This is a genomic window from Aminobacter sp. AP02 (assembly GCF_003148805.1).
Lineage (GTDB): Bacteria > Pseudomonadota > Alphaproteobacteria > Rhizobiales > Rhizobiaceae > Aminobacter.
This window is the reverse complement of sequence record NZ_QGGX01000005.1, coordinates 269715-291953: the sequence shown is the minus strand read 5'-3', so window position 1 is coordinate 291953 and position 22239 is coordinate 269715. Positions and strand designations below refer to the sequence as shown.

At 61.5% G+C, this 22239-nt stretch carries 23 protein-coding genes and 1 other RNA gene; 9 read left to right on the top strand and 15 right to left on the bottom strand.

Annotation, left to right across the window (positions count from 1 at the left end):
• Positions 1–12: 12 nt before the first annotated feature.
• The 3 genes from minC to miaA form a co-directional block, all read right to left on the bottom strand.
• Positions 13–720 (bottom strand): septum site-determining protein MinC, encoded by a 708-nt coding sequence (gene minC / locus C8K44_RS08720; RefSeq protein WP_109575370.1) that lies wholly within the window; start codon positions 718–720, stop codon positions 13–15.
• 308 nt (positions 721–1028) lie between these two features.
• Entirely contained in the window at positions 1029–1820 is a 792-nt protein-coding gene (locus C8K44_RS08715; RefSeq protein WP_109575369.1) for a GGDEF domain-containing protein, read from the bottom strand.
• Between the two features lie 74 nt (positions 1821–1894).
• The gene (miaA, locus tag C8K44_RS08710; RefSeq protein ID WP_109575436.1) at positions 1895–2842 is read right to left on the bottom strand and encodes a tRNA (adenosine(37)-N6)-dimethylallyltransferase MiaA; all 948 of its coding nucleotides are present in this window, start codon (positions 2840–2842) and stop codon (positions 1895–1897) included.
• On the opposite strand from miaA, the gene serB reads away from it, so the two are divergent.
• Positions 2832–3716, top strand: coding sequence for a phosphoserine phosphatase SerB (serB, locus tag C8K44_RS08705; RefSeq protein ID WP_109575368.1), 885 nt, complete (start codon positions 2832–2834; stop codon positions 3714–3716). The two genes, miaA and serB, sit on opposite strands and share 11 nt — an antisense overlap.
• The gene (locus C8K44_RS08700) at positions 3716–4288 is read left to right on the top strand and encodes a GNAT family N-acetyltransferase (protein WP_109575367.1); all 573 of its coding nucleotides are present in this window, start codon (positions 3716–3718) and stop codon (positions 4286–4288) included. The genes serB and C8K44_RS08700 overlap by 1 nt, the downstream gene beginning before the upstream one ends.
• Before the next feature lie 45 nt (positions 4289–4333).
• Here C8K44_RS08700 and C8K44_RS08695 read toward each other — a convergent pair whose 3' ends face one another.
• The 6 genes from C8K44_RS08695 to C8K44_RS08670 all read right to left on the bottom strand — a co-directional run bounded on the left by C8K44_RS08695 (position 4334) and on the right by C8K44_RS08670 (position 9441).
• Positions 4334–5854, bottom strand: coding sequence for a DegQ family serine endoprotease (locus tag C8K44_RS08695; protein WP_109575366.1), 1521 nt, complete (start codon positions 5852–5854; stop codon positions 4334–4336).
• Positions 5855–5978: 124 nt separating this feature from the next.
• Positions 5979–6164: a DUF2065 family protein gene (locus tag C8K44_RS08690; protein WP_109575365.1), complete on the bottom strand. Its 186-nt coding sequence runs from the start codon at positions 6162–6164 to the stop codon at positions 5979–5981.
• A gap of 3 nt (positions 6165–6167) precedes the next feature.
• Entirely contained in the window at positions 6168–7115 is a 948-nt protein-coding gene (locus C8K44_RS08685) for a protease modulator HflC (RefSeq protein ID WP_109575435.1), read from the bottom strand.
• 2 nt (positions 7116–7117) lie between these two features.
• A complete protein-coding gene (gene hflK / locus C8K44_RS08680) occupies positions 7118–8215 on the bottom strand; it encodes an FtsH protease activity modulator HflK (RefSeq protein ID WP_109575364.1) in 1098 nt (365 codons plus the stop codon).
• A 148-nt stretch (positions 8216–8363) separates the two neighbouring features.
• Complete coding sequence (locus tag C8K44_RS08675; protein WP_109575363.1) at positions 8364–8882, bottom strand: dihydrofolate reductase; 519 nt, start codon at positions 8880–8882, stop codon at positions 8364–8366.
• 121 nt (positions 8883–9003) lie between these two features.
• Positions 9004–9441 carry an Lrp/AsnC family transcriptional regulator gene (locus tag C8K44_RS08670; RefSeq protein ID WP_109575434.1) on the bottom strand — a complete coding sequence of 146 codons (438 nt, stop codon included), beginning with the start codon at positions 9439–9441 and terminating at the stop codon, positions 9004–9006.
• 129 nt (positions 9442–9570) lie between these two features.
• Here C8K44_RS08670 and rocF point away from each other — a divergent pair, with 129 nt between their 5' ends.
• Both rocF and C8K44_RS08660 read left to right on the top strand, forming a co-directional pair.
• A complete protein-coding gene (rocF, locus tag C8K44_RS08665; protein WP_109575362.1) occupies positions 9571–10491 on the top strand; it encodes an arginase in 921 nt (306 codons plus the stop codon).
• Positions 10491–11543 carry an ornithine cyclodeaminase gene (locus tag C8K44_RS08660; RefSeq protein WP_109575361.1) on the top strand — a complete coding sequence of 351 codons (1053 nt, stop codon included), beginning with the start codon at positions 10491–10493 and terminating at the stop codon, positions 11541–11543. Before rocF ends, C8K44_RS08660 begins: the two co-directional genes overlap by 1 nt.
• 4 nt (positions 11544–11547) lie before the next feature.
• Here C8K44_RS08660 and C8K44_RS08655 read toward each other — a convergent pair whose 3' ends face one another.
• Both C8K44_RS08655 and C8K44_RS08650 read right to left on the bottom strand, forming a co-directional pair.
• Positions 11548–12726, bottom strand: coding sequence for an acetate/propionate family kinase (locus C8K44_RS08655; protein WP_109575360.1), 1179 nt, complete (start codon positions 12724–12726; stop codon positions 11548–11550).
• Positions 12727–12729: 3 nt separating this feature from the next.
• Complete coding sequence (locus C8K44_RS08650) at positions 12730–15117, bottom strand: phosphoketolase family protein (protein WP_109575359.1); 2388 nt, start codon at positions 15115–15117, stop codon at positions 12730–12732.
• A gap of 202 nt (positions 15118–15319) precedes the next feature.
• Between C8K44_RS08650 and C8K44_RS27485 the strand changes: the two genes are divergently transcribed.
• A complete protein-coding gene (locus tag C8K44_RS27485; protein ID WP_158282722.1) occupies positions 15320–15877 on the top strand; it encodes a hypothetical protein in 558 nt (185 codons plus the stop codon).
• A complete protein-coding gene (locus C8K44_RS27480) occupies positions 15874–16410 on the top strand; it encodes an ABC transporter permease (protein WP_158282721.1) in 537 nt (178 codons plus the stop codon). Before C8K44_RS27485 ends, C8K44_RS27480 begins: the two co-directional genes overlap by 4 nt.
• Positions 16411–16413: 3 nt before the next feature.
• Here the strand turns inward: C8K44_RS27480 and C8K44_RS08640 are convergent, their stop codons facing one another.
• Both C8K44_RS08640 and C8K44_RS08635 read right to left on the bottom strand, forming a co-directional pair.
• Complete coding sequence (locus C8K44_RS08640) at positions 16414–17208, bottom strand: thymidylate synthase (protein WP_109575357.1); 795 nt, start codon at positions 17206–17208, stop codon at positions 16414–16416.
• Positions 17209–17351: 143 nt separating this feature from the next.
• A complete protein-coding gene (locus tag C8K44_RS08635; RefSeq protein ID WP_109575356.1) occupies positions 17352–17663 on the bottom strand; it encodes a DUF2853 family protein in 312 nt (103 codons plus the stop codon).
• A gap of 183 nt (positions 17664–17846) precedes the next feature.
• Here C8K44_RS08635 and ssrA point away from each other — a divergent pair.
• Positions 17847–18208, top strand: a transfer-messenger RNA (tmRNA) gene (gene ssrA, locus C8K44_RS08630).
• Between the two features lie 115 nt (positions 18209–18323).
• Positions 18324–18872, top strand: a complete 549-nt coding sequence (locus C8K44_RS08625; protein WP_109575355.1) for an AAA family ATPase — start codon at positions 18324–18326, stop codon at positions 18870–18872.
• 4 nt (positions 18873–18876) lie between these two features.
• Here the strand turns inward: C8K44_RS08625 and C8K44_RS08620 are convergent, their stop codons facing one another.
• Both C8K44_RS08620 and C8K44_RS08615 read right to left on the bottom strand, forming a co-directional pair.
• Entirely contained in the window at positions 18877–19887 is a 1011-nt protein-coding gene (locus C8K44_RS08620; RefSeq protein ID WP_146203918.1) for a GGDEF domain-containing protein, read from the bottom strand.
• Between the two features lie 299 nt (positions 19888–20186).
• The gene (locus C8K44_RS08615; RefSeq protein ID WP_109575433.1) at positions 20187–21392 is read right to left on the bottom strand and encodes a multidrug effflux MFS transporter; all 1206 of its coding nucleotides are present in this window, start codon (positions 21390–21392) and stop codon (positions 20187–20189) included.
• Positions 21393–21554: 162 nt separating this feature from the next.
• Here C8K44_RS08615 and C8K44_RS08610 point away from each other — a divergent pair, with 162 nt between their 5' ends.
• Complete coding sequence (locus C8K44_RS08610) at positions 21555–22214, top strand: TetR/AcrR family transcriptional regulator (protein WP_109575353.1); 660 nt, start codon at positions 21555–21557, stop codon at positions 22212–22214.
• Positions 22215–22239: the final 25 nt, after the last annotated feature.

Below are 22239 nucleotides of genomic sequence, written 5' to 3'. Positions count from 1 at the left end.
TCTCCAATCTTGTCAGGTGAGAGCCGCGACCACGACACCGCCTTCGTCCAGGAAGGCCTGTATCGGCATGCCACGCGAGGATGATTCCATGTCTTCCGCTGTGCGATACCAGCCGTCTACGGCCAGAAGTTCAGCTTCGTTCTTCCGGCAGAAGATACGTGCCTTGCGGTTTCCCCAAGCACCGGCGAAGGCGCGTCCGCGCAAGGCGCCGTAGACGTGGATGGACCCGCCCGCCATGATTTCGGAACCGGAGCCGGCCGAGCCAAGCACGATCACATCGCCGTCGGGGTGAAAGATCGACTGGCCCGAGCGGATTGGCGCTTCCACGATCAGTGTGGTGGATGGCAGCGGCTCTTCAGGCTCGGGCGGCGAAGCAGGCTCAACCGGCGCTTCTTCGATAACCGCTTCCCTGGCGCCTATGAGCAGCGGTGGCAGGTCAGGACCCATGGCATCGACAGCTTTGTTTTCGATAGCGTAGATTCGAATGCCACGCTCGGTAAGTTGCGACACCAGGTCTGCAACTTCACCCGGTTCCGGCTTGAGGACGTTCAGGTCGAGTACGACGGGCCGGCCTGCGAAGAACCCCGGCGAGTTCTCGACCCAGCCATCCAGGCTGCGCAGCCACTCATCCAGGGGGGCTTCCGGCACAAGCGCGAAGGCGACGAATGAGCGCGCGCGAAAGCGTATGGACTTCTTGGGGTCGGCGGCAACGCTGTTCACGGAGGGGCAGGTCCTTGCGAGGTGAATCGCGGGTGTAGGCGATGGTGAACAAAACGTAAATCGCCTTTCGTGCGTGCCTAGCAACCCGCCTCCGACGGTTTTCAAACCTAGTTGCCGGGCTGCAACGGTAGGAATTCCAGCGTTGAAAGGCCCAAGCCCGCGCCGGGCGTTCCCGGGCCGCAGGCAGATTTTCGGCTGTGGAAAACGTCCAGCTATGTCCGCAATCTGACCGGATCGACGAGCAAAGGCGTCTGCAGGGCGCGCTGAATCGACTCAGACGGGCGGCACCACGAATTCAGAGATGGCTGTCAGGCGCAAACTCGATTGCGGCCCTGCCGCTTGGCTTCATAGAGTTGCTTGTCGGCCCGGCGGTAGAACTCTTCGGCGGTTTCTTCCTTGTCCCACAAGGCAAGACCAACGCTTGAGGTGACGTTGAGTTGGGTGCCGCTCGTCTCGATGGACAGCGAGGCAATCGCCTTGCGCATCCTGTCGGCAACACGATGCAACAGTTCGATGTCCATGTTGGGCACGACGATGGCGAATTCCTCACCGCCGAGCCGTGCTACCACGTCGTGATATCTGGTCATGCTCTTCAGGCATTTGGCCACCGATCGCAACACCTCGTCTCCGGCATCGTGACCGTAGGTATCGTTGACCTGCTTGAAATGATCGAGGTCGAGGATCATCAAGCCGACCGGCCTATCGATGCGACGGAATTCCTGCAGATATTCCTTCAGGGCATCGTCGAAATAGCGCCGGTTCTGCATCCCGGTCAGCCCGTCGGTAAGGGCTGCCTGTTCAAGATTGCGCGAACGCGCGCTGAGAGAAGCCGTCATCTCGCGCAGCTTGCCGCCTTCCTTCACCTGCGTACGTATCTGGGGAAAGATGAAGAACATTCCAAACAGAAGCGTGCCGGTCAACATGACGGCAGTGACGAGCAACAATTTCTGGAGAACCGCTATGCTCTCGACCCGCCCGGGCATGTAGAGCGCGTCAGCTGGACCTTCGACCAGGCTCCAGGCATAGAAAATCGCCAGCGCCGCAGTCAAAATCAGCGCGATAAAGACGAAAAATGCGGCTTCAGCCCGGTGAAAGCGCATGACACCCCTGATGAACCCCTATGGGCTTTATGCCATGCCACGCCTTACGGAGGGTTAATCCCTAGCAGCGTTTCCTATGCATCAGCCGCGCCAGGGTCCCTACCAGCCTCGCCGCCGATGCGACGCCATTCCGGCCCGAACTGGTTGCGGAACCAGGTCGATTGCCGCTTGGCATATTGGCGAGTCGCAATCTTGGCCCGCTCGATTGCCATGTCGAAGCTCTGCTCCCCGGCCATTGCGCTTGCCAGCTCGCGCACGCCGATCGCCTTCATTGCGGGAAGTTCCGGCGCCAGCCGCATGGCGGTGATCGCCTTCACTTCATCAAGGGCGCCAAGCTCGATCATCTTGTCGAAACGGGCATCTATCCGCGTGATCAGCAACTCGCGTTCCGGCTCGATGACAATGAAACGCGCCGTGGCGAGATCGATCATCGGGTGTCCCTTGTCGGCTTGCCATTTCAGGATCGAACGGCCCGAGGCCTCCAGCACTTCCAATGCGCGCACGATGCGCTGGCCGTCGCTGGCCTTGAGGCGCATGGCAACAGCGCTGTCCACGTTCATCAGCAGCCGGTGCAGCCTGGGCGCCCCCTCCTCGTTGAGCCGCCAGCGCCAGCGGTCGCGGATTTCGGTGGGAATGTCTGGCATTTCAGAGATGCCTTCGGCCAGCGCCCGGAAATAGAGCCCGGTGCCCCCGACGAAGATCGGCGGTTTTTCCACGAACAGCCCGCTGTCGGCCGCCACGGCGACGTCTCGCAGCCAGCTGCCGGTGGAATAGGCCGTCGCCGGCGACACGTGGCCGTAGAGGAAGTGGCGAACGCGCGCCAAATCGTCAGTACCCGGCCGTGCGGTCAGAACGTTGAGCACGCTGTAGACCTGCATCGAATCGGCGTTGACGATCACCCCGCCGTCACGTTCGGCCAGGCGCAGCGCCAGCGCCGACTTGCCGCTGGCGGTCGGCCCGGCTATCAGGGTCGCATTCTTGATGCGCCCCTCGCCTTTTCCGGAATTTTCGATGCCGCTGATCGCCACGCTGATTTCCCATCCGGCCCGCGCACTGCTGGCTCCGTCCCTTGCCGATAAGGCCTCTCGCGCCCTCGGTGCAAGCGGCATTGTCTGGCTGGGCGAAGCAGTCGCCTGCGACATCGCCTTGCCCGCCACACTTTCCGCCGACGATGCCCAAGGGGCGCTCGCGGCCGCCCTTGGCGGCGAAGCTATCGATTTCGTCGTTCAGGATAACGCCGACCGTAGGAAAAAGATCCTGATCGCCGACATGGATTCGACCATGATCGACCAGGAATGCATCGACGAACTTGCCGACGAGATCGGCGTCAAGGATCGCGTCGCCGACATCACGGCACGTTCGATGAATGGCGAGATCGCCTTCGAACCGGCCTTGCGCGAGCGCGTTGCCTTGCTTGCCGGTCTCGACGCTGCGGTCATCGACCGGATCATCGACAACCGCTTGACCCTAGCCTCCGGCGGCAAGACGCTGGTCGCCACGATGAAGGCGCATGGCGCCTACACGGCACTGGTCTCCGGCGGCTTCGACGTCTTCACCTCACGCATCGCCAAGATGCTCGGTTTCGATGAAAACCGCGCGAACCACCTGATAGAAGCCGACGGTCGCCTCACCGGCAAGGTCTCGGAGCCGATCCTCGGCCGCGCCGCCAAGGCCGATGCGCTGAACCAGATTTCCGCCCGCCTCGGCCTCACCCCTGCCGATGCCATAGCGGTGGGCGATGGCGCCAACGACCTCGACATGATCCGCCTCGCCGGCTCGGGCGTTGCGCTTCACGCCAAGTCGTCGGTGGCTGCCCAGGCGAAGATCCGCATCGACAATTCAGACCTGACCGCCCTGCTTTACCTCCAGGGCTACAGCCGCGACGAGTTTGTATGATGGAACCGATCCGCACCGCTCGCCTGACCCTGCGCAACTGGGAAGAGCGCGACCGCGCGCTCTTCCACCGCATCAATTCGGACAAGCAGGTGATGGAGTTCTTCGGCATACTCCGCAGCCGGGCGGAGAGCGACGAACTGTTCGACAGGCTCCGCGGCAACATCGACCGCGACGGCTATGGCTTCACCGCGGCCGAGATTGCCGCCACAGGTGAATGCATTGGCTTTGTCGGCATCAACCCTACCGATCTCGCGCCATTCATCCCCAAAGGCACAATGGAGATCGGCTGGCGGCTCGCGCCCGAATTCTGGGGCAAGGGCTACGTCACCGAAGCCTCGGAAGCGTGGCTCACCTATTGCTTCGAGACGCTGAAGCTTGGCGAGGTCGTCTCCTTCGCGGTTTGGAACAACCACCGCTCCACCGCCGTCATGAAGCGCCTGGCCATGCGTCACGATCCGTCGCGCGACTTCGACCATCCGCGGGTGCCGGACACTCAGCCGGAGCTCAAGCGCCACGTATATTACCGGCTATCACAAGCCGAATGGCAGCAAAGAAAAAAGGCGGCTACCTAGCCGCCTTTTTTCTTTTACCTCAGAGACTTGCCGGGATTTCCGGACTCAGTCCATGCGGATCGTCACGAACCGCAGTTCTCCGGTCTTGGACGCGAGCATCAGCAATGCGTTCTTGCGCCCCTGTTCCTTGAGCGCGGCGATACGATCCATCACCTCTTTAGGAGTCGACACCGATTCCTGGGCAATCTCGGTGATCACCTCACCGGCGACAATGCCCCGCTCCGCTGCGGCCGAATCCTTGGCGACGGCTGTCACCACCGCACCCGACACCTCGGCGGCGATGCCAAACTTGGCGCGGGTGTCGGCATTGAGTTCGCCGACCGTCATGCCGAGCACGCTTGCCGCGGCAACCTGGGCACCCTTGTCGGCACCTTCTTCCGGCTTGGCGGGTTCGCCTTCGGCCAGCTTCTCGCCGTCCTCGAGCCTGCCGAGCGTCACCTTGACGGTCTGCTCGACGCCCTTGCGCACGATCACCACGTCGACGGCCTTGCCCACCGGGCTTTCGGCGACCACGCGCGGCAGATCGCGCATCTCGACGATGTCCCTCCCGTCGAACTTGATCACAACGTCACCGGGCAGGATTTGGCCCTTGTCGACCGGTCCGCCCTTGATGATGCCGGCAATCAGCGCTCCCTTGGCCGTTGCCATACCGAGGCTTTCGGCGATGTCGTCGGTCACCGGCTGGATGCGCACGCCGAGCCAGCCGCGGCGGGTCTCACCGAACTGCTTCAGCTGATCAACCACACCAGACGCGATCTCGGCAGGGATCGAAAAGCCGATGCCGATCGAACCGCCCGACGGCGAAATGATCGCCGTGTTGATCCCGATGACCTCGCCATCCATGTTGAACAACGGTCCGCCGGAATTACCGCGGTTGATTGCGGCATCGGTCTGGATGAAGTCGTCATATGGGCCGGAATTGATGTCGCGGTTGCGCGCCGAAATGATGCCAACCGTCACGGTTCCGCCGAGGCCGAACGGATTTCCGATCGCCATCACCCAGTCGCCGATGCGCATCTTGTTGGAGTCGCCGAACTTCACCGCCGTCAGCTTCTTGGCCTTGGGGTCGATCTTGAGAACGGCAATATCGGTCTTGGTGTCGGTACCTACCAGCTCGGCCTTGAGTTTCGAACCGTCGGAGAAATTCACCTCTATCTCGTCGGCGTCGGCAATGACGTGGTTGTTGGTCACCACAATGCCCTGCTCGGCATCGACGACGAAGCCGGAACCAAGCGACTGCACCTTCTGCGAGTCGCCATTGTCCTGGCCTTCGCGATTCTTGAAGAATTCGTCGAAGAAATCCTGGAACGGCGAGCCTTCCGGCAACTGCGGCATCGGAACCGCTTTTTCGCCGCCTTCCCCGTCCACCCCGCCCTTCACCGTCTGCGACGTCGAGATGTTGACGACAGCGCCCAGCAGGCCCTCCGCTAGGTCGGCGACCGATTCAGGGCCGTTCGCGTAAGCCGGTGCCACGAAGGCCGGCGCAGCTACAGCGCCGATCATCAGCGCTGTCGTGGCGGCCAGAGAGGCCTTTCGCATGGTACGCAAAAGGGTCGTGGAAATCATCAGGGAAGCCTCCCGAGGCTGTCTTGGCATTGATCGCGCCGGGCCGTCCGAACGCGAAGCGTCATGATGAAAACAAATAAGGCCTGTTTGCGGCCATTGCTACCGGTGCGGCGCAATTCATCCGTTATCCCCGGATGAGCCACACGATGCCGACGCCGATGACGATCGCGATGAGACCCACGACCCTGAGCACGGCTTCGGGTATTTCGGCTGCCTGCGCCGCCATCTTCTTGGCGGCGGAAGGAAAGCCGCCATAGACCAGGCCCTCGATAACGAGGACCAGGCCTATGGCGACAATAAAGTCCCGCACTGCTTAGTTGCTGGTGGCGGGGCCTGCAGCACCGGCGGCAGGAGCCGGCGTTGCCTTGGCTGCTGGAGCCGTGCCGCTATCCGGGCTGCGGAAGTAGCGGAAGAACTCCGATTCCGGCGACAGCACCATGGTCGTGCCATCTGCATTCAGCGCGGTGCCGTATGCGCTCATCGACCGGTAGAAGTCGAAGAACTCGGGATCGCGATTGAACGCATCGGCGAATACGGCGGAGCGCTGGGCTTCACCTTCACCGCGCAGGATTTCAGATTCCTTCTGCGCCTCGGCAACGATCTCGACCACTTCGCGGTCGGCACGGGCGCGGATGCGCTGTGCTGCTTCGCGGCCACGCGCCCTCAGCCTTTCGGCCTCGGCCAGACGTTCGGCCTTCATGCGGTCGAAGGTCTGCTGCGACACTTCCTGGGTGAGATCGGTACGGCGGATGCGGACATCCTGGATCTCGAGGCCGAGCGATGTCGCGTCAGGCTGCAACTGGTCGCGAACCTCGCGCATCATCGCAGCACGCTCTTCGGAGAGCGCAGCTTCGAAGCCACGCACGCCGTAGACCCGGCGCAGTGCCGCGTCGAAACGGGTGCGCAGGCGCTGTTCGGCCAGTTCCACGCTGCCCGACACGGTCTGTCGGAACTTGCGCGCATCGTTGATGCGATAGGCGATGAAGGCATCGACGTCATAGAACTTGCCACCCGAGACCTGGACGCGGATATCGTCGAGGTCGAGCCGCATGACGCGGTCTTCGATGATCTGCACGTTGTCGGCATCGAACATCGAGAACGGCGCCTTGAAGTAGATGCCGGGATCGGTCTTGACGTCGACGATCTCACCGAAGCGCAGCACGATCGCCTGCTGGCGTTCATTGACCACGAAGATCGACGACCAGATCAGAAACAGGATGATTGCGGCGAAGACGCCGATGATGGGAAGACGATTCGACATCATCATTTGCCTCCCGCTGCCGCCGGAGCGCGCTTCTGTAGTTCAGGAAGTGGCAGATAAGGTACCACGCCCTGGCCGTTGCCTTGCTCGACGATCACCTTGCCGGAGCCCTGGAGCACCTTTTCCATCGTCTCGAGATAGAGACGCTTGCGGGTCACGTCAGGCGCCTTGGCATATTCGTCATAGACGGAGATGAAGCGCTGGGCTTCACCTTCGGCTTCCTGGACAACGCGGTTCTTGTAGGCGGCCGCGTCTTCGCGGACCTGAGCTGCTTCACCGCGCGCCTGGCCGAGCTTCTGGTTGGAATACTGGTTGGATTCCTCAACGAAGCGGTCTTCGTCCTGTTCGGCACGCTGCACTTCATCGAACGCATCGGCCACTTCACGTGGCGGTGCGGCGTCCTCGATCGAAATCGCGTTGACTGAAAGGCCCGCGCCATACTCGTCGAGCGTCGCCTGGATGATGTCGCGCACGCCCGAGGCGATGCCCTGGCGATCGTCGCGGAAGATGTCCTGCGCCGGCCTGCGGCCGACAACCTCGCGCATCGCACTTTCGGCGATCTGGCGCACCATGATGTCGGGTTCAGAGACGTTGAAGAGATAGGCCTGCGGGTTCGAGACCTGATAGGCGACGGAGAATTTCACGTCGACGATGTTCTGGTCGCCCGAAAGCATCAGGCCAGACGACGTGTTGCCGCGAATCTCGCCGATATCGACAAGCTTTTCAGCCGTGTTGACCTTCTCGACCGTCTCGATCGGCCACCAATGGAAGTGCAGGCCTGGCTGCGACAGTTCCTGCTTGGGCTTGCCGAAACGCAATTCCACGGCGAGTTCGTCAGGCTGAACGGTGTAGATCGACTGGAACGCCCAAAATGCGATCAATCCCGCACCGATCAGTCCGAACAGCACGGCACTCGAACCGCCGCCGCCCGGAAGCGCGCGCTTGAGCTTGTCCTGGCCCCGGCGAATGATGTCTTCGAGATCGGGAGGAGAACCCTGTGGGCCGCTCGGGCGCGGACCCTGCCCCCAAGGGCCACCGCCTCCACCGCCGCCGCCGCCCCATGGGCCGCCGCCGCCTCCACTTTGATTGTTCCAGGGCATGAATGTCCTTTCGACTACGAAACAATGGCGGCCGCGCCTGAGATGGCCGCTTAATTACTGACACCATCTATAGGGATGCGAGCAAGCGCTTTCAACGCGACGCCCCGTAAGTACCTCTGATTTCACTACATATGTATGAAGCGCACCTTCATTGCACCGCACGGCGCTTCTCGTAAACTGTGTAGCGTGTCGCATGGCTGTCTTTTTCGCCCGCGGGGAAGTCCTGTGAACTGGCGACGGCCCAGATGTTCGGCTCGATTGCAGGGAAGCGTGTATCGCCATCGGGGCTGGCCAGCACATGGGTGACATGCAGCCGGTCCGCCAACGGCAGAGCCTGGCGGTAGATCTCGCCACCGCCAATCACGCAGATTTCATTGGCACCAGGCATGCAGCGGCCCTTGGCTGTGGCCAAGGTGATGGCGTCTTCCACCGATTGCACTGTTTCCGCGCCATCGATTCGGTAGTTTGGGTCGCGGCTGACCACGATGTTGACCCGGCCGGGCAACGGTTTGCCGATGCTCTCATAGGTCTTGCGGCCCATGATGATCGGCTTGCCCATGGTGTCGGCCTTGAAGCGTTTGAGATCGCTCGAAAGCTTCCAAGGCAGCCCATTGTCGCGCCCGATAACGCCATTTTCGGCAATCGCCACATAGATCGCAACGTCCATCTGCCGCCCTTCGTCCCGTCCAACGTCATTCCTAGCGGCCAAGTCTTATTTTGGTCGGGCATCACAGTCCAGATTGGCAAACTGCGATCGCTCGGCCGCAAGGCTGCCGTTCGCCAACTTTCTACAGCTTTGCCTTGGTGCTGCGTGGCGTTGCCAGCAAGATACTGGTCTCGCTCCCGGTAATTCCAGGGATGAGCCTGATGCGGCGCAAGACGGCGTCGAAATCCGTCAACGTCGACGTTCCCAGTTCAACCACCAGATCCCAGCGCCCGTTGGTGGTGTGGATCTGCGACACTTCGGAAAAGCCACCCAACGCCCTGATTACCCGGTCGGAGACGTGCCCTTCGATCTCGATCAGCATGATACCGCGAACTGCCTGGCCCACCGCTTCGGCCCGGAGGATGACGGTGTAGCCGATTATGTCGCCAGACTTCTCCAGGCGCTCCATGCGCGTGCGCACCGTGGCGCGCGATACGCCGAGATCGACAGCCAGATCTGAAATGCTGCGTCGTCCCTGATGGCGAAGCAGCGTTACCAGCCGTTTGTCCAAATCGTCCATCTTGGTTCCATTTTGTGCAATCTGGCCTACATAATGCACAAATCTCATATCAAACTTGTCACTTCAAGCGCTTCATTTTGCCAGGCGGTGCCTGTTCAATGCACGTTCCTTTCACATGGACGGCAACGAATGCACTGCAAGATTTTGGGAGCACCGGTTCAGGATGGAGCCGGCCGCATGGGCTGCGAGATGGGGCCGAGCGCGCTGCGCACGGCAGGCCTCGCCGCCGCACTGACCGAATTGGGCCATAGCCTCACCGATCTGGGTACGGTCGTTCCGCAGCCTTTCGAGGTCGCTGAACACAAAAACGGCGCGCTCAAGTCGCTGCCCGAGATCGCAGCCTGGACGGCTGCCATCGCCGACGCCGCCTATGCCGCGAGCGCCGACGGCATGCCCATCTTCCTGGGTGGCGACCATAGCATCACCGCCGGCACGCTCTCTGGTGTCGCGCGGCGTGCCACCGAACGCGGCCGGCCATTGTTCGTGCTTTGGCTCGACGCCCATCCGGATTTCCACACGCTCGACACAACGGCCAGCGGCAACCTGCATGGCGTGCCGCTTGCCTATGCGAGCGGCCTTCCTGGGTTCGACGGCTATTTCCCGACCCTTTCTGCCAAGGTCGATCCGAAGCGTATCTGCACGCTCGGCATCCGCAGCGTCGACCCGGCCGAGCGCCTGGCACTGATGCAGGCAGGCGTCACCGTCCACGACATGCGCACGATCGACGAATATGGCATCGCACCGCTGCTGCGGGCGTTTCTCGAGCGCGTCGCGGCCGAAAACGGGCTCCTGCACGTCAGCCTCGACGTCGATTTCCTCGATCCCTCCATTGCGCCAGCCGTCGGCACGACTGTGCCGGGCGGCGCCACGTTCCGCGAGGCCCATCTGGCGATGGAGATGCTGCACGACAGCGGCCTTGTCTCCAGCCTCGACCTCGTCGAACTCAACCCGTTCCTCGACGAACGCGGACGCACGGCCAGCCTGATGGTCGACCTGACGGCCTCGCTGATGGGCCGGCGTATCATGGACCGCCCGACAAGGAGCTTCTGATGCCTATCGCCAACCTCAACATCGTGCCCTTCGTCAGCGTCGACAACATGATGAAGCTGGTTCTGGATATCGGCGTCGACCGTTTCCTCACCGACCTCGCCGGCTACATCGAAGAGGATTTCAAGCGCTGGGAGCTCTTCGACAAGACGCCCCGGCTTGCCTCGCATAGCCACGACGGCGTCATCGAGCTGATGCCGACCAGCGACGGCCAGTTGTACGGCTTCAAATATGTCAACGGCCACCCCAAGAATACGCGTGACGGCCGTCAGACCGTAACGGCATTCGGCGTACTCGCCGATGTCGGTTCGGGCTATCCGAAGTTGCTGACCGAGATGACCATCCTGACCGCCTTGCGCACCGCCGCCACTTCAGCGGTAGCAGCGAAGTACCTGGCGCCAAAAGCCTCGGACACCATGGCGATCATCGGCAACGGCGCCCAGTCCGAATTTCAGGCATTGGCCTTCAAGGCGCTGCTCGGCGTCAACAAGCTGCGCCTTTACGACATCGACGTCGAGGCAAGCCGCAAATGCGCGCGCAACCTCGACGGGCTCGGCTTCGAGATCACCATCTGCACAACCGGCCAGGAAGCAGTGGAAGGATCGCAGATCATCACCACCGTCACCGCCGACAAGCAGTATGCGACGATCCTCACCGACAACATGGTCGGCACAGGTGTCCATATCAACGCCGTCGGCGGCGACTGCCCCGGCAAGACTGAACTGCACCGCGACATTCTTTTGCGTTCCAAAATCATTGTCGAATATCCGCCGCAGACCCGCATCGAAGGCGAGATCCAGCAGCTCGACGCCAACTATCCCGTCACCGAACTCTGGCAGGTGATCACCGGGCAGACGGTTGGCCGCACGGACGAGCGGCAGATCACGCTGTTCGATTCGGTCGGGTTCGCGATCGAGGACTTCTCAGCGCTTCGCTATGTCCGCGACCAGCTTCGCAGCACCAAGCGCTATGAGGAGCTTGACCTGCTCGCCGACCCGGACGAGCCGCGCGACCTGTTCGGCATGCTGCTGCGGCATCAAAAGTCGCTGGCCTAGGCGATTACCCGCCCGCCATCTCGCCGAGCAGCTCGCAAGTCTGACGGGCGATCGTCATCTCCTCATTGGTGGCGATCACCCGAACCTCCACCTTACTGTCAGACAGGCTGATGATTTCGGCACTGGCTGACGGATCAAGCCTTACCCCTAGCCAGCCGAGACGATCGCAGATCCCTTTTCTGATTTCACCGGCATGCTCGCCCACGCCCCCGGTAAAGACCAGCAGTTCAAGTCCCTGGAGCGTGCTGGCCATCGCCGCGATGTTGCGTGCGATACTGAACACAAACAGGTCGAGCGCTTCGGCGGCACGCGGATCGTCACTGGCAAGCAGTACGCGCGTGTCTCCCGAAATGCCGGACACGCCGATCAATCCCGAACGGCGGTAGAGCAGTTGCTCGACCTCCTTGACCGACATTCCCAAGGCTTGCTGAAGGTAGAGGATAATACCCGGGTCGATCGCCCCGGATCGTGTCGCCATCACCAGGCCATCCAGAGCGGTGAAGCCCATGGTCGTGTCGCGACTTTTGCCGTCGACCATCGCGCACAGGCTGCAACCGCTGCCCAGATGCGCAACAACGGTTTTCCTGGCCGACGGCGCCGGTGCGATTTCGCACAGTTGGCGGGCAATGAACTCGTAGGACAGGCCGTGAAAGCCGTAGCGTCGCAATCCCATCTCTTCATATTCGCGCGGAATGGCATAGCGGCTGGCAGGCGGTGCGAGCGTGCTGTGGAATGCCGTGTCGAAACAGCCGATCTGCAACAGGTCCGGCCGCAGCTCGGCCAACGCCCTGACCGCCCCCAGGCTCGCGGGCTGATGCAGGGGAGCAATTGGCGTCAACGCGTCCAGCGCCGCGATGACCTCATTCGTCAGGTGAACGGGAGCTACGAAGCGGCTGCCGCCATGGACGATTCGATGCCCAACCGCTTCGATCTGCTCGCCGCCGAGCAGCGGATCAAGAAGAGAGAAAAGCTCCCGCAACAACACGCCCGTCGACCTGTCGGGCACGCTGAGAGGCCTGTCGGCAAGAACGTGCCCGGTTGCGTCCTTCACTGACAAGCGCGGAGAATCGGCAAGACCATCGAAAACGCCACGTATGAGCGGCTCGACGTCGCCTTTCGACAAAGCCTTGAACACACCGAACTTGAGGCTCGACGAGCCGGCGTTGAGCGCAAGGACAACCATCGCCTAGTTTCGCCAGGCCCAGTCGCGCACTTCGGGCATGTCTTCGCCATGCTCGCGAACGAACCGCCAGTGCTCTGCCAGCTTGTCCTCGAAGCCGCGCTTGGCTTTCGCCCCGGCAGACCCCAGATCGCCGATCCTGTCGATCGCCTCGATGGCAAGATGATAGCGGTCCATTTCGTTGAGCACCGCCATGTCGAAGGGCGTGGTCGTCGTACCCTCCTCCTCGAAGCCACGGACGTGGAAATTATCGTGGTTGTTGCGCCGGTAAGTCAGCCGGTGAATGAGGTATGGATAGCCGTGATAGGCAAAGATCACCGGCTTGTTGCGCGTGAACAAGGCGTCGAAAACATCATCTGTCAGGCCGTGGGGATGCTGGCTGTCCGGCTGAAGCGTCATCAGGTCGACGACATTGACGACACGAATCCGCAAGTCAGGTAGCGTACCCCGAAGCAGGTCCACGGCGGCCAACGTTTCAAGTGTCGGAACGTCGCCCGCGCAAGCCATGATCACGTCGGGCTCGCCTTCTCGGCGCTCCGTCCCCGCCCAATGCCAAATGCCGGCACCGGCTTCGCAATGGGCGATCGCATCAGGCATGTTCAGCCATTGCGGCTGCGGTTGCTTGCCGGCAACGATGACGTTGATCCGGTCATAGGTACGCAAGCAGTGATCGGTGACCCAAAGCAGCGTGTTCGCATCTGGCGGCAAGTAGATGCGGACGATGTCCGCCTTCTTGTTGGCGACGAGATCGACAAAGCCCGGATCCTGATGGCTGAAGCCGTTGTGATCCTGGCGCCAGACGTGCGAGGTCAACAGGTAGTTCAGCGACGCTACGGGCCGCCGCCAGGGCAGCTCGCGCGAAACCTTGAGCCATTTGGCATGCTGGTTGAACATCGAATCGACGATGTGGATGAAGGCCTCGTAGCATGAAAAGAAGCCGTGCCGGCCGGTCAGCAGATAGCCCTCCAGCCAACCCTGGCAAAGGTTTTCGCTCAGCACCTCCATCACCCGGCCGTCACGAGCCAGATGTTCGTCATAGGGCTCGATGCCTTCCATCCAGACGCGGTCAGTCACGGCAAAGACGTCATCCAGGCGATTGGAAGCGGTTTCATCAGGGCCCATCAGCCTGAAGTTGCGGTTGCCGGCGTTCAGCGCCATCAGTTGCTTGAACAGGCGCCCCATGGCGCGCGTGGTTTCGGATGTGACGGCACCGGGCGCGGTGACCTCGACGCCGAGTGTGCGAAAATCCGGCAGCACGAGGTCGAGCTTGAGCAATCCGCCGTTGGCGTGGGGATTGGCGCCCATCCGGCGTTTGCCTTTTGGCGACAATGCCTGCAGCTCTTCGTTCAGCCGTCCCCCTTCATCGAAAAGCTTGTCGGGCCTGTAGCTGAGCATCCACTCTTCAAGCAGTTTCAGGTGACCGGCATCCTTTTTCGTGTTGGCGACGGGCACCTGATGCGCGCGCCAGAAGCCTTCGACCTTCTTGCCGTCGACCTCCTTAGGTCCGGTCCAACCTTTGGGGCTGCGCAGCACGATCATCGGCCATTGCGGCCGATCGGAATTGCCGGCACTGCGCGCCTTTGCTTGAATCTCAGCTATGCGCTTGAGGGCAAAATCGAGCGTTGTCGCCATCTGCCTGTGCATGTCGGCGGGATCGTCGCCTTCGACGAACAGCGGCTCATGGCCATAGCCCCTCATCAGGCTTTCCAGTTCCGACCTCTCCATCCGCGCCAGGATCGTCGGGTTGGCGATCTTGTACCCGTTGAGGTGCAGGATCGGCAGCACCGCGCCATCATGCACCGGGTTCAGGAACTTGTTGGAATGCCAGGAAGCCGCCAGTGTGCCGGTTTCGGCTTCGCCATCGCCAATCACGCAGGCAACGACGAGATCGGGATTGTCAAAGGCAGCGCCATAGGCGTGCACTAGCGCATATCCGAGCTCGCCACCCTCATGGATCGACCCGGGCGTTTCGGGCGCCGCATGGCTGGGGATTCCGCCGGGAAAGGAGAACTGGCGAAACAGCTTGCGTATCCCGTCGATGTCGCGGCCGATCTCCGGATAGATTTCGCTGTAGCTGCCCTCGAGATAGGTGTTTGCGACCATGCCAGGCCCGCCGTGGCCGGGGCCGCAGATGTAGATCATGTCGAGGTCGCGCGCGTTGATGACCCGGTTTAGATGGGCATAGATGAAGTTGAGGCCTGGTGTCGTGCCCCAATGTCCAAGCAGTCTGGGCTTGATGTGCTCGGGCTTCAGTGGCTCGCGCAGCAACGGATTGTCGAGAAGATAGATCTGGCCGACCGAGAGATAGTTCGCCGCCTGCCAGTAGCGGTGGATCAGTTCCAATTCCCTGGTTTCGATAGTGTCTTGTCCACGGCCCGGCGCGACTTGTCCCATTCCAGTCCCCTTGCATGCATTCAGGAGGCGTAAGACGAACGTTTCCGGACAATAGGGCATCGGCTGCTAGACGTCATGTCAATTGTCCCACCCTGCCTCGCCAACCTTACGAAAGCGTATTGCACCGGCGAGGCGCCGGTAATGTCACAATGCGATGGTGAACTGGGCGGTGGCCGCCGTCGGAATGCAGGGAAAGCTCGACATGTTTCGGACCGTGAGCCTGTCGAACCTTATTGGCTCATTCGCGACGGCGGCCTGCGCCCTTGCCACTGTGCCCGATGCTGTCGCGGCGGAACAACCTGTGCAGGCCGAAAAGAACCCGCCCGGCGACATTCCCGACACCCAGGTCTTCATCGCCTCCAAGTCCAAGGACGGCTACGCCCTCAAGGTCCCCGAGGGCTGGGCGCGCACCGACATGCCGGCGGGAGCGCGTTTCGCCGACAAGCTCGACGGTGTCATCGTAACGCTGACCGACGCCGGCGTGCCCCCCACCGTCGCCAGCGCGCGTTCCGACTACCTGCCGCAACTGGAAAAGAAGGAGCGCGCCGTCAAGATCGATGCCGTCAAGGCGGTCACATTGCCTGCGGGCAAGGTCATTCGCATCGCCTACAGCTCGAACTCCGAACCCAACCAGGTGACATCCAAGCAGATTCGCCTGGAAAACCTGCGCTTTTTCTATTTCAGGAACGGCAAACTGCTCGCACTCGAGCTTTATGCGCCACTCGTCGCCGACAATGTCGACCAATGGAAGCTGATGTGACGCGGGCGAAGGGCGAACCAGCCGCCCTTGCCCAGTCCGTCTCGGCCACGCTGGCCGACGACCCGGCGCTACAGGTCAAGGATGTCGGTTCGGCGACCCATATCATCGGCTCCAGCTTGACGGCGGTCGACCTTTCCGGCCTCACTTCGATCGAGCTTGCTTTCGCGCTGGGCATGGCTGTTGCAGCCGCAGGCTTGATGCTGGGGCTGGGTTTCCTCGACCGTCGGCGCAGTTTTGCCATCCTGACGGCAATCGGCGCAAAACCACACCAGCTCGCTGCATTCCTGTGGGGCGAAGGCTTGCTCGTGACCGTAGGTGGGCTTGTGTTTGGCCTGCTTTCGGGGCTCACCATGGCCTGGATGTTGGTTAAGCTGCTGACCGGCGTCTTGACCCGCCGCCGGACGCCCTGGCCATCCCGGCAAGCTATCTCGCTTTGGGTGCTGGTGCTACTGCTGGCGTCGATCGTCGCGGCTGTTTTGATGAGCCGCAAATTCGGCCAGGGCAACGCGGCGGAACTGCTACGCGACTTCTGACACCTACACGGCTATCGGTGCGCGGATCGTCGCGTCGGCAACGTAGTTTTCCAGCCGGAAATCCTCGAAGCGAAAGGCAAACAGGTCTTTCACGTCGGGATTGATCCACATCGTCGGCAGTGCCTTTGGGCTGCGCGTCAGTTGCTCACGCGCCTGGTCGAAATGATTGTGGTAGATATGGGCGTCGCCCAGCGTATGGACAAAATCGCCGGGCTTGAGCCCCGTCACCTGCGCCACCATCATCGTCAAAAGCGCATAGGACGCGATATTGAACGGCACGCCCAGGAAAATGTCGGCCGAGCGCTGGTAGAGCTGGCACGACAGCTTGCCGTCCGAAACGTAGAACTGGAACAGGCAGTGGCACGGCGGCAGCGCCATCGCATCCACTTCCTCGGGGTTCCACGCCGAAACGATCAGCCGCCGCGAATTTGGGTTCTTGCGGATCTGATTTAGGAGCATCGCGATCTGGTCGATCTCGCCGCCGTCGCGCGTCGGCCACGACCGCCACTGCTTGCCGTATACTGGACCGAGGTCGCCGTTCTCGTCGGCCCATTCGTCCCAGATCGTCACCCCGTTGTCGTTCAGATACTTGATGTTGGTGTCGCCGGCGAGAAACCACAGGAGCTCGTGGATGATCGACTTGAGATGCAGCTTCTTGGTGGTGACGACAGGAAAGCCTTGCGCCAGATCGAAACGCATCTGATGGCCGAACACCGAGCGCGTGCCCGTGCCGGTGCGGTCGCCACGGTCGGTGCCGTTTTCGAGGACATGGCTGAGAAGGTCGAGATATTGGCGCATCGGTCGGGCTCGATTCGGAGGGCGCCCGATCATAGCGGACCAGCGCGGCCCAAGGCAACGAAAGCGCCATTATCCCCACCTGCCAAACGTCAAACGCCGGGCATGAAGCCCGGCGCCGGCAGAATTGACAGCAGTGGCGCAGCTTACAGCGCGCCGAGCTTTCCGAGTTCCTTGGCGACCAGATAGTAGAAGGTGACGCGGTTCTTGGTGTTGTCGGCCGACATCGCGTTGCAGACCTTTTCCAGAGCGCCATCCGCCTTCTTTGCGTCCTCGACGCCAAGCTTCTTGGCGATCCAGCCAGCCTTGACCCGGTCGAGTTCCTTGGGGTCGGTGCAAGAGACCAGGGAGGAATCGCGGTTCCTGAGTGCGATGCCCAGGTGTTTGACAATCTTTGTCACCACCTCTTCCTTGGCGCCGGCATCGTACTTCTTCACGTCTGCAAGATAGTCGGTCATGCGAATTCCCCTCGTCGACGAATTGATGTCATCTCCCTTGGGGACTGCCGGCCTTGACCGGTTCACGCGCAATGCAGGCACCCCAGCGGCCGAAGCTTCGGTTCGCGCACGACGCGAGTCAACCCTGCGTCTTCGCGTGGTCTCATAAATCTGTTGCGGATGGCTGGCGCGAGATGCGGTTCGCATCTTTCCTTTTCCGTCCGGCCTCCTTATATCAGTGCTGTCAGCTTGTCTGACTATGGCGATAAACTGCCGATGAAATAAGCCATTCGGACCCGGGGGCGGTACCCGGCGCCTCCACCAAAAGCTGCCGTGCGATTGAGCGACGGTTTTTGATGGGGGCGAAATAGGATCGACGAGGGTGTAAAGATCGGACTTTTGCCCGGCATAGTACCACCGTTATCGGGCTAAACTTGTAGTTGCAAACGACAACTATGCGGAAGCACGTCTCGCTGCTTAATGCAGTGCGATAGCTTCAAATTAAGCCCTAGAGGTTCGCACTTCTAGGCGGGGTTCGGAGGTACCTGGCAACAGAAACCTCCACTTCTCCCCCTTCCCACTATTCCACACGGCCGGCTAACGCTGGCTTTGCCGTTGCCTGGTCGCAGCCAGTCACCGTAGGCTTGCCCATGGCCGGTCCCGCTTCCTCGGAGACCTTGCATGCCCCAGACTTCCAACAGATTCTTCGTGCTGACCGGCGGCCCCGGCTCAGGCAAGACAACATTGATCCAACGCCTGGCGGCCGCGGGCTATGCCACCTCGGTCGAGGCCGGACGCGGCATCATCAGGGACCAGGCGGCGATTTCGGGAACAGCCCTGCCCTGGGCCGATCGCGCACTCTTCGCCGAACTCATGCTGTCATGGGAGATGCGCTCGCACGCTATCGCCTCAGTTGCGTCAGGGCCGGTCTTTTTCGACCGTGGCGTGCCCGACGTGATCGGCTATCTCAAGCTCGTCGGCCTGCCGGTGCCGCCGCACGCCGCCAAGGCGGCGCAGGAGTTTCGCTACCGCAAGGTGTTCGTCCTGCCGCATTGGCCAGAGATCTTTGCTCAGGATAGCGAGCGCAAGCAAGATGAAGACGAAGCCCAGCGCACCCATGCCAGCATGGTCGCGACCTACATCGCCTGCAACTATGAGCTGACTGAAGTCCCCAAGACCTCCGTCGAGGAACGGCTGGCCTTCATTCTTGAAAATATGGAGCAGGCCTGACGGGTCAGGCAGCACTCGGCAGTTGCAGCCCCTCGGCAAAAGTGCGGTTGCGGCCGGCGCGCTTGGCCGCGTAGAGTATCTTGTCGGCGCGGCCGATCGCATCCCACAGGCCTTCGCCAGCATGGAACTCGGCGATGCCGAAGCTGCAGGTCACCGTAAAGTCCGCCGGCAGGCTGGCAAACCGCCGGCCGGCGATCTCGCGGCGCAGCCTTTCGGTCAAGCTGAAGGCATCATCGACCGAACTGTTCAGCACCACGATGAACTCTTCGCCACCGGTGCGCGCTGCAACGTCGCTTGCGCGCAGTTTTGCCTTGATGACACCGGCAAAAGTCGACAGCACGACATCGCCGGCAGCATGACCAAAACGGTCGTTGATCGCCTTGAACCGGTCGATGTCGCAGGCAACGATGCACAGCGGCTTGCACTTGCCGATGGCCAGCAATCGTGCCGCCCTGCCTTGCAATCCACGTCGATTGAGCAGGCCGGTCAGCGGATCGCTGTCGCGCTCGACCTTCAGCGCCAGGATGACGTCGGCGCAAGCCACGACCAGAAGCCCCAGCCCGATGGCGACGCCAAGTACCGACATGGTGAACTGCGCCCAGATCCAGAACTCGGATTCGAAGAACGCTTCGATATTGTCCTCGGGGACGGAACTGTTGTCGAGCAGCACGCGGGCGAAAAAAGTCAGCCCCAGCCCGAACAACAGCCAGACCATGGCCCGGTCGATGACGTTGCCGCGCACCAGGTCGCGCAGCTTCCACGCGCCGCTCAGGATGATACAGCCCATGCCTACGTTCAGCGCATACACGCGGATCTGGAGGTTGTTCTCGACGTAGTAGAAGTAGCAGAGCAGACCAACGATGGCAGCGAACCAGGCTGCATGGAGGGCCAGCGGCATCGAACGTCCGGAGCGCGCGAGTACCCCTTCGACCAGCAGTAGCGGCCCCGCGCTATAAAGCATGGCAGAGACGATCGTGTTGTATCCGATGTCTGGCGGCCAAAGGGCGAACTGCACAATGGTGCCGCCTCCAACCGACAGGAATGCAAGCGAGAAAAACAGCAAGTGACGTCGGCGCCGCTCTAGCAGCCATACGCAGAAGAACGTCACTGCAAACAGCAGGAGCAAGGCGGAAGGGATGAATTGCAATTTCTTGGCTGGCCTCGAGCGTCTCAGCTCTACTTCCGGTGATCTTGGTGGAGACTTACCCGGCGATAGGTAAACAAGACGATATCAAGGTCTGGCGAATTGGGGTCTGAGCGCTTCACAATTGCGCGAGACGAGAAGTGGGCCGAACCGGGCCGGCCCACTCAAAGTCATTCGGCCGGTGCTTCAACGACGACCCGGCTGCGGCCGAGCGTCAGCTGGGCCAGCACGAAGGCGATGACGGCGGAGATCGTAATGCCGAAAACCATCGGCAAAGGCGTGCCATCGAAGAACAGGCCAGCCACCGCCATGGCGACAGCGCCGGTGGCAAAGTGCAGCGTGCCCATCAGGGCCGACGCGGTACCCGCGATTTCGCCATGCTCCTCCATCGCCAGCACCGAGGTCGTGGGGATGACGAGACCAAGGAAGCCATAGCCGATGAACAGCAGCGTTGCCAAAACGTCGAGACGATCGACGCCTGAGGCAAATACCGCCAACAGCACGACCATCATCGTCGCATAGCCCACGACCGCGACCCGCACCACGCGTCGGAGCCCGAAGCGCTCGGTCAGCATGCCCGTCAGTTGCGACATGCCGATGAAGGCCACCGCATTGATCGAGAAGAAGACGCTGTAGACCGACGGCGTCAGGCCGTAGTGGTCGATCAGGATGAAGGACGAATTGGCAAGGTAGACGAAGAAGCTGGCAATACCGAAGCCGCCGATGAAGGTCAGGCCAAGGAAGTTGCGATCGCCGAGCAGAAAGCGATAGCCACTGAGCGCGCTGCGCACCGAGCTTTCGCCGCGATGCTCAACCGGGCGAGTCTCCTTCAGCGACGTCGACAACAGCACAAGCGCCAGCACCGCGGCCGCAGTGACGACCCAGAACACGGCGCGCCAGCCAAAGCCCTCGATCACCAGCGAACCGGTCAGCGGCGCAAGAATGGGCGAAACGGAAAATACCAGCATCAACAAGGACATCAGGCGTGCGGCCTCGGTGCCGGTATGCAGGTCTCGCACGATGGCGCGCGGCACCACCATGCCTGCGGATGCACCCAAGCCCTGGATGACGCGAAAGAAGATGAGCCAGTCGATGTTTGGCGCGAGCGCGGCACCGACGCCGCCAATGGCAAACAGCACGAGACCGATATAGAGCGGCGCCTTGCGGCCGATCATGTCGGAGATCGGCCCAACGACGATCTGCGCAAGGCCCATGGCCAGGAAGAAGACAAGCAGGCTCATCTGCACGGCAGCGGTGCTGGCACTGAGGTCAGCTCCGATTGTCGGAAGGGCGGGAAGATACATGTCGATCGCAAACGGGCCGATTGCCGACAACAGGCCGAGCACGACCGCTACGCGGAGAAATTGGGGTGTCATGGCGTGAATCTTTCGGATCTGGTTTCCGCCGCGAAACACGGCGACGTGTAATCCAAGGACGTCTGGCAATCTGAAATCCCGACTCCTCCCGAACCGGCATTTCACGTCCATATTTTTAGACAGGCTTGTCCAAATCGTCAATCACCTGTATATAAAAATTCCATGACACCTGCCATCGCTCCTGACATCGCGGTCGTCCGCAGCCACAGCGCCAAGCGCCACTCGATTCTTGATGCCGCGGCCGGCGTCTTTTGTCGGGAAGGCTTTGCCGGCGCCAACATCGACCTCATCGCTGCGGAAGCCGGCGTATCGCGCCAGACCGTCTACAACCATCACGGCGATAAGGAGAATCTGCTGGTCGCAGTAGTCCGAGAAATCACCGAACGCATAAACGCCGGTGTTTTCGAAACCCTCGCCACCTTCCCCGACAAGCCGGTCAACCTTGAGGCCGAACTGGTCGACTTCGCCGTGCGGCTCAACCAGAACTGCCTGTGCAACCGCGATGGCAAGTTCCTGCGCAAGCTGCTGCAGACCGAAGGCGAGCGCTACCCCGAACTTTTCTCCGGTTGGCGCGAGCACGGCCCCGCCAAGACTTGGGCCGCCCTTGCAGCCCGTTTTGCCCGCCTTGCCCATGCCGGCTGGCTCGATCTGGACGATCCCGACGTCGCCGCTCGCCAGTTTTTGGCCCTGGTCAATGCGGACCTGCAGATGGCGATGATCTTCGGCGACTCCGTCTCGGAAGAGCAATTGCGCGCCGCCGCCGCCAACGCCGTCCGCTGCTTCCTACGCGCCTACGGCAAGGCTCGTCCTCACGGAACTTAAGCAAGATCCGATACAGCGCTATATC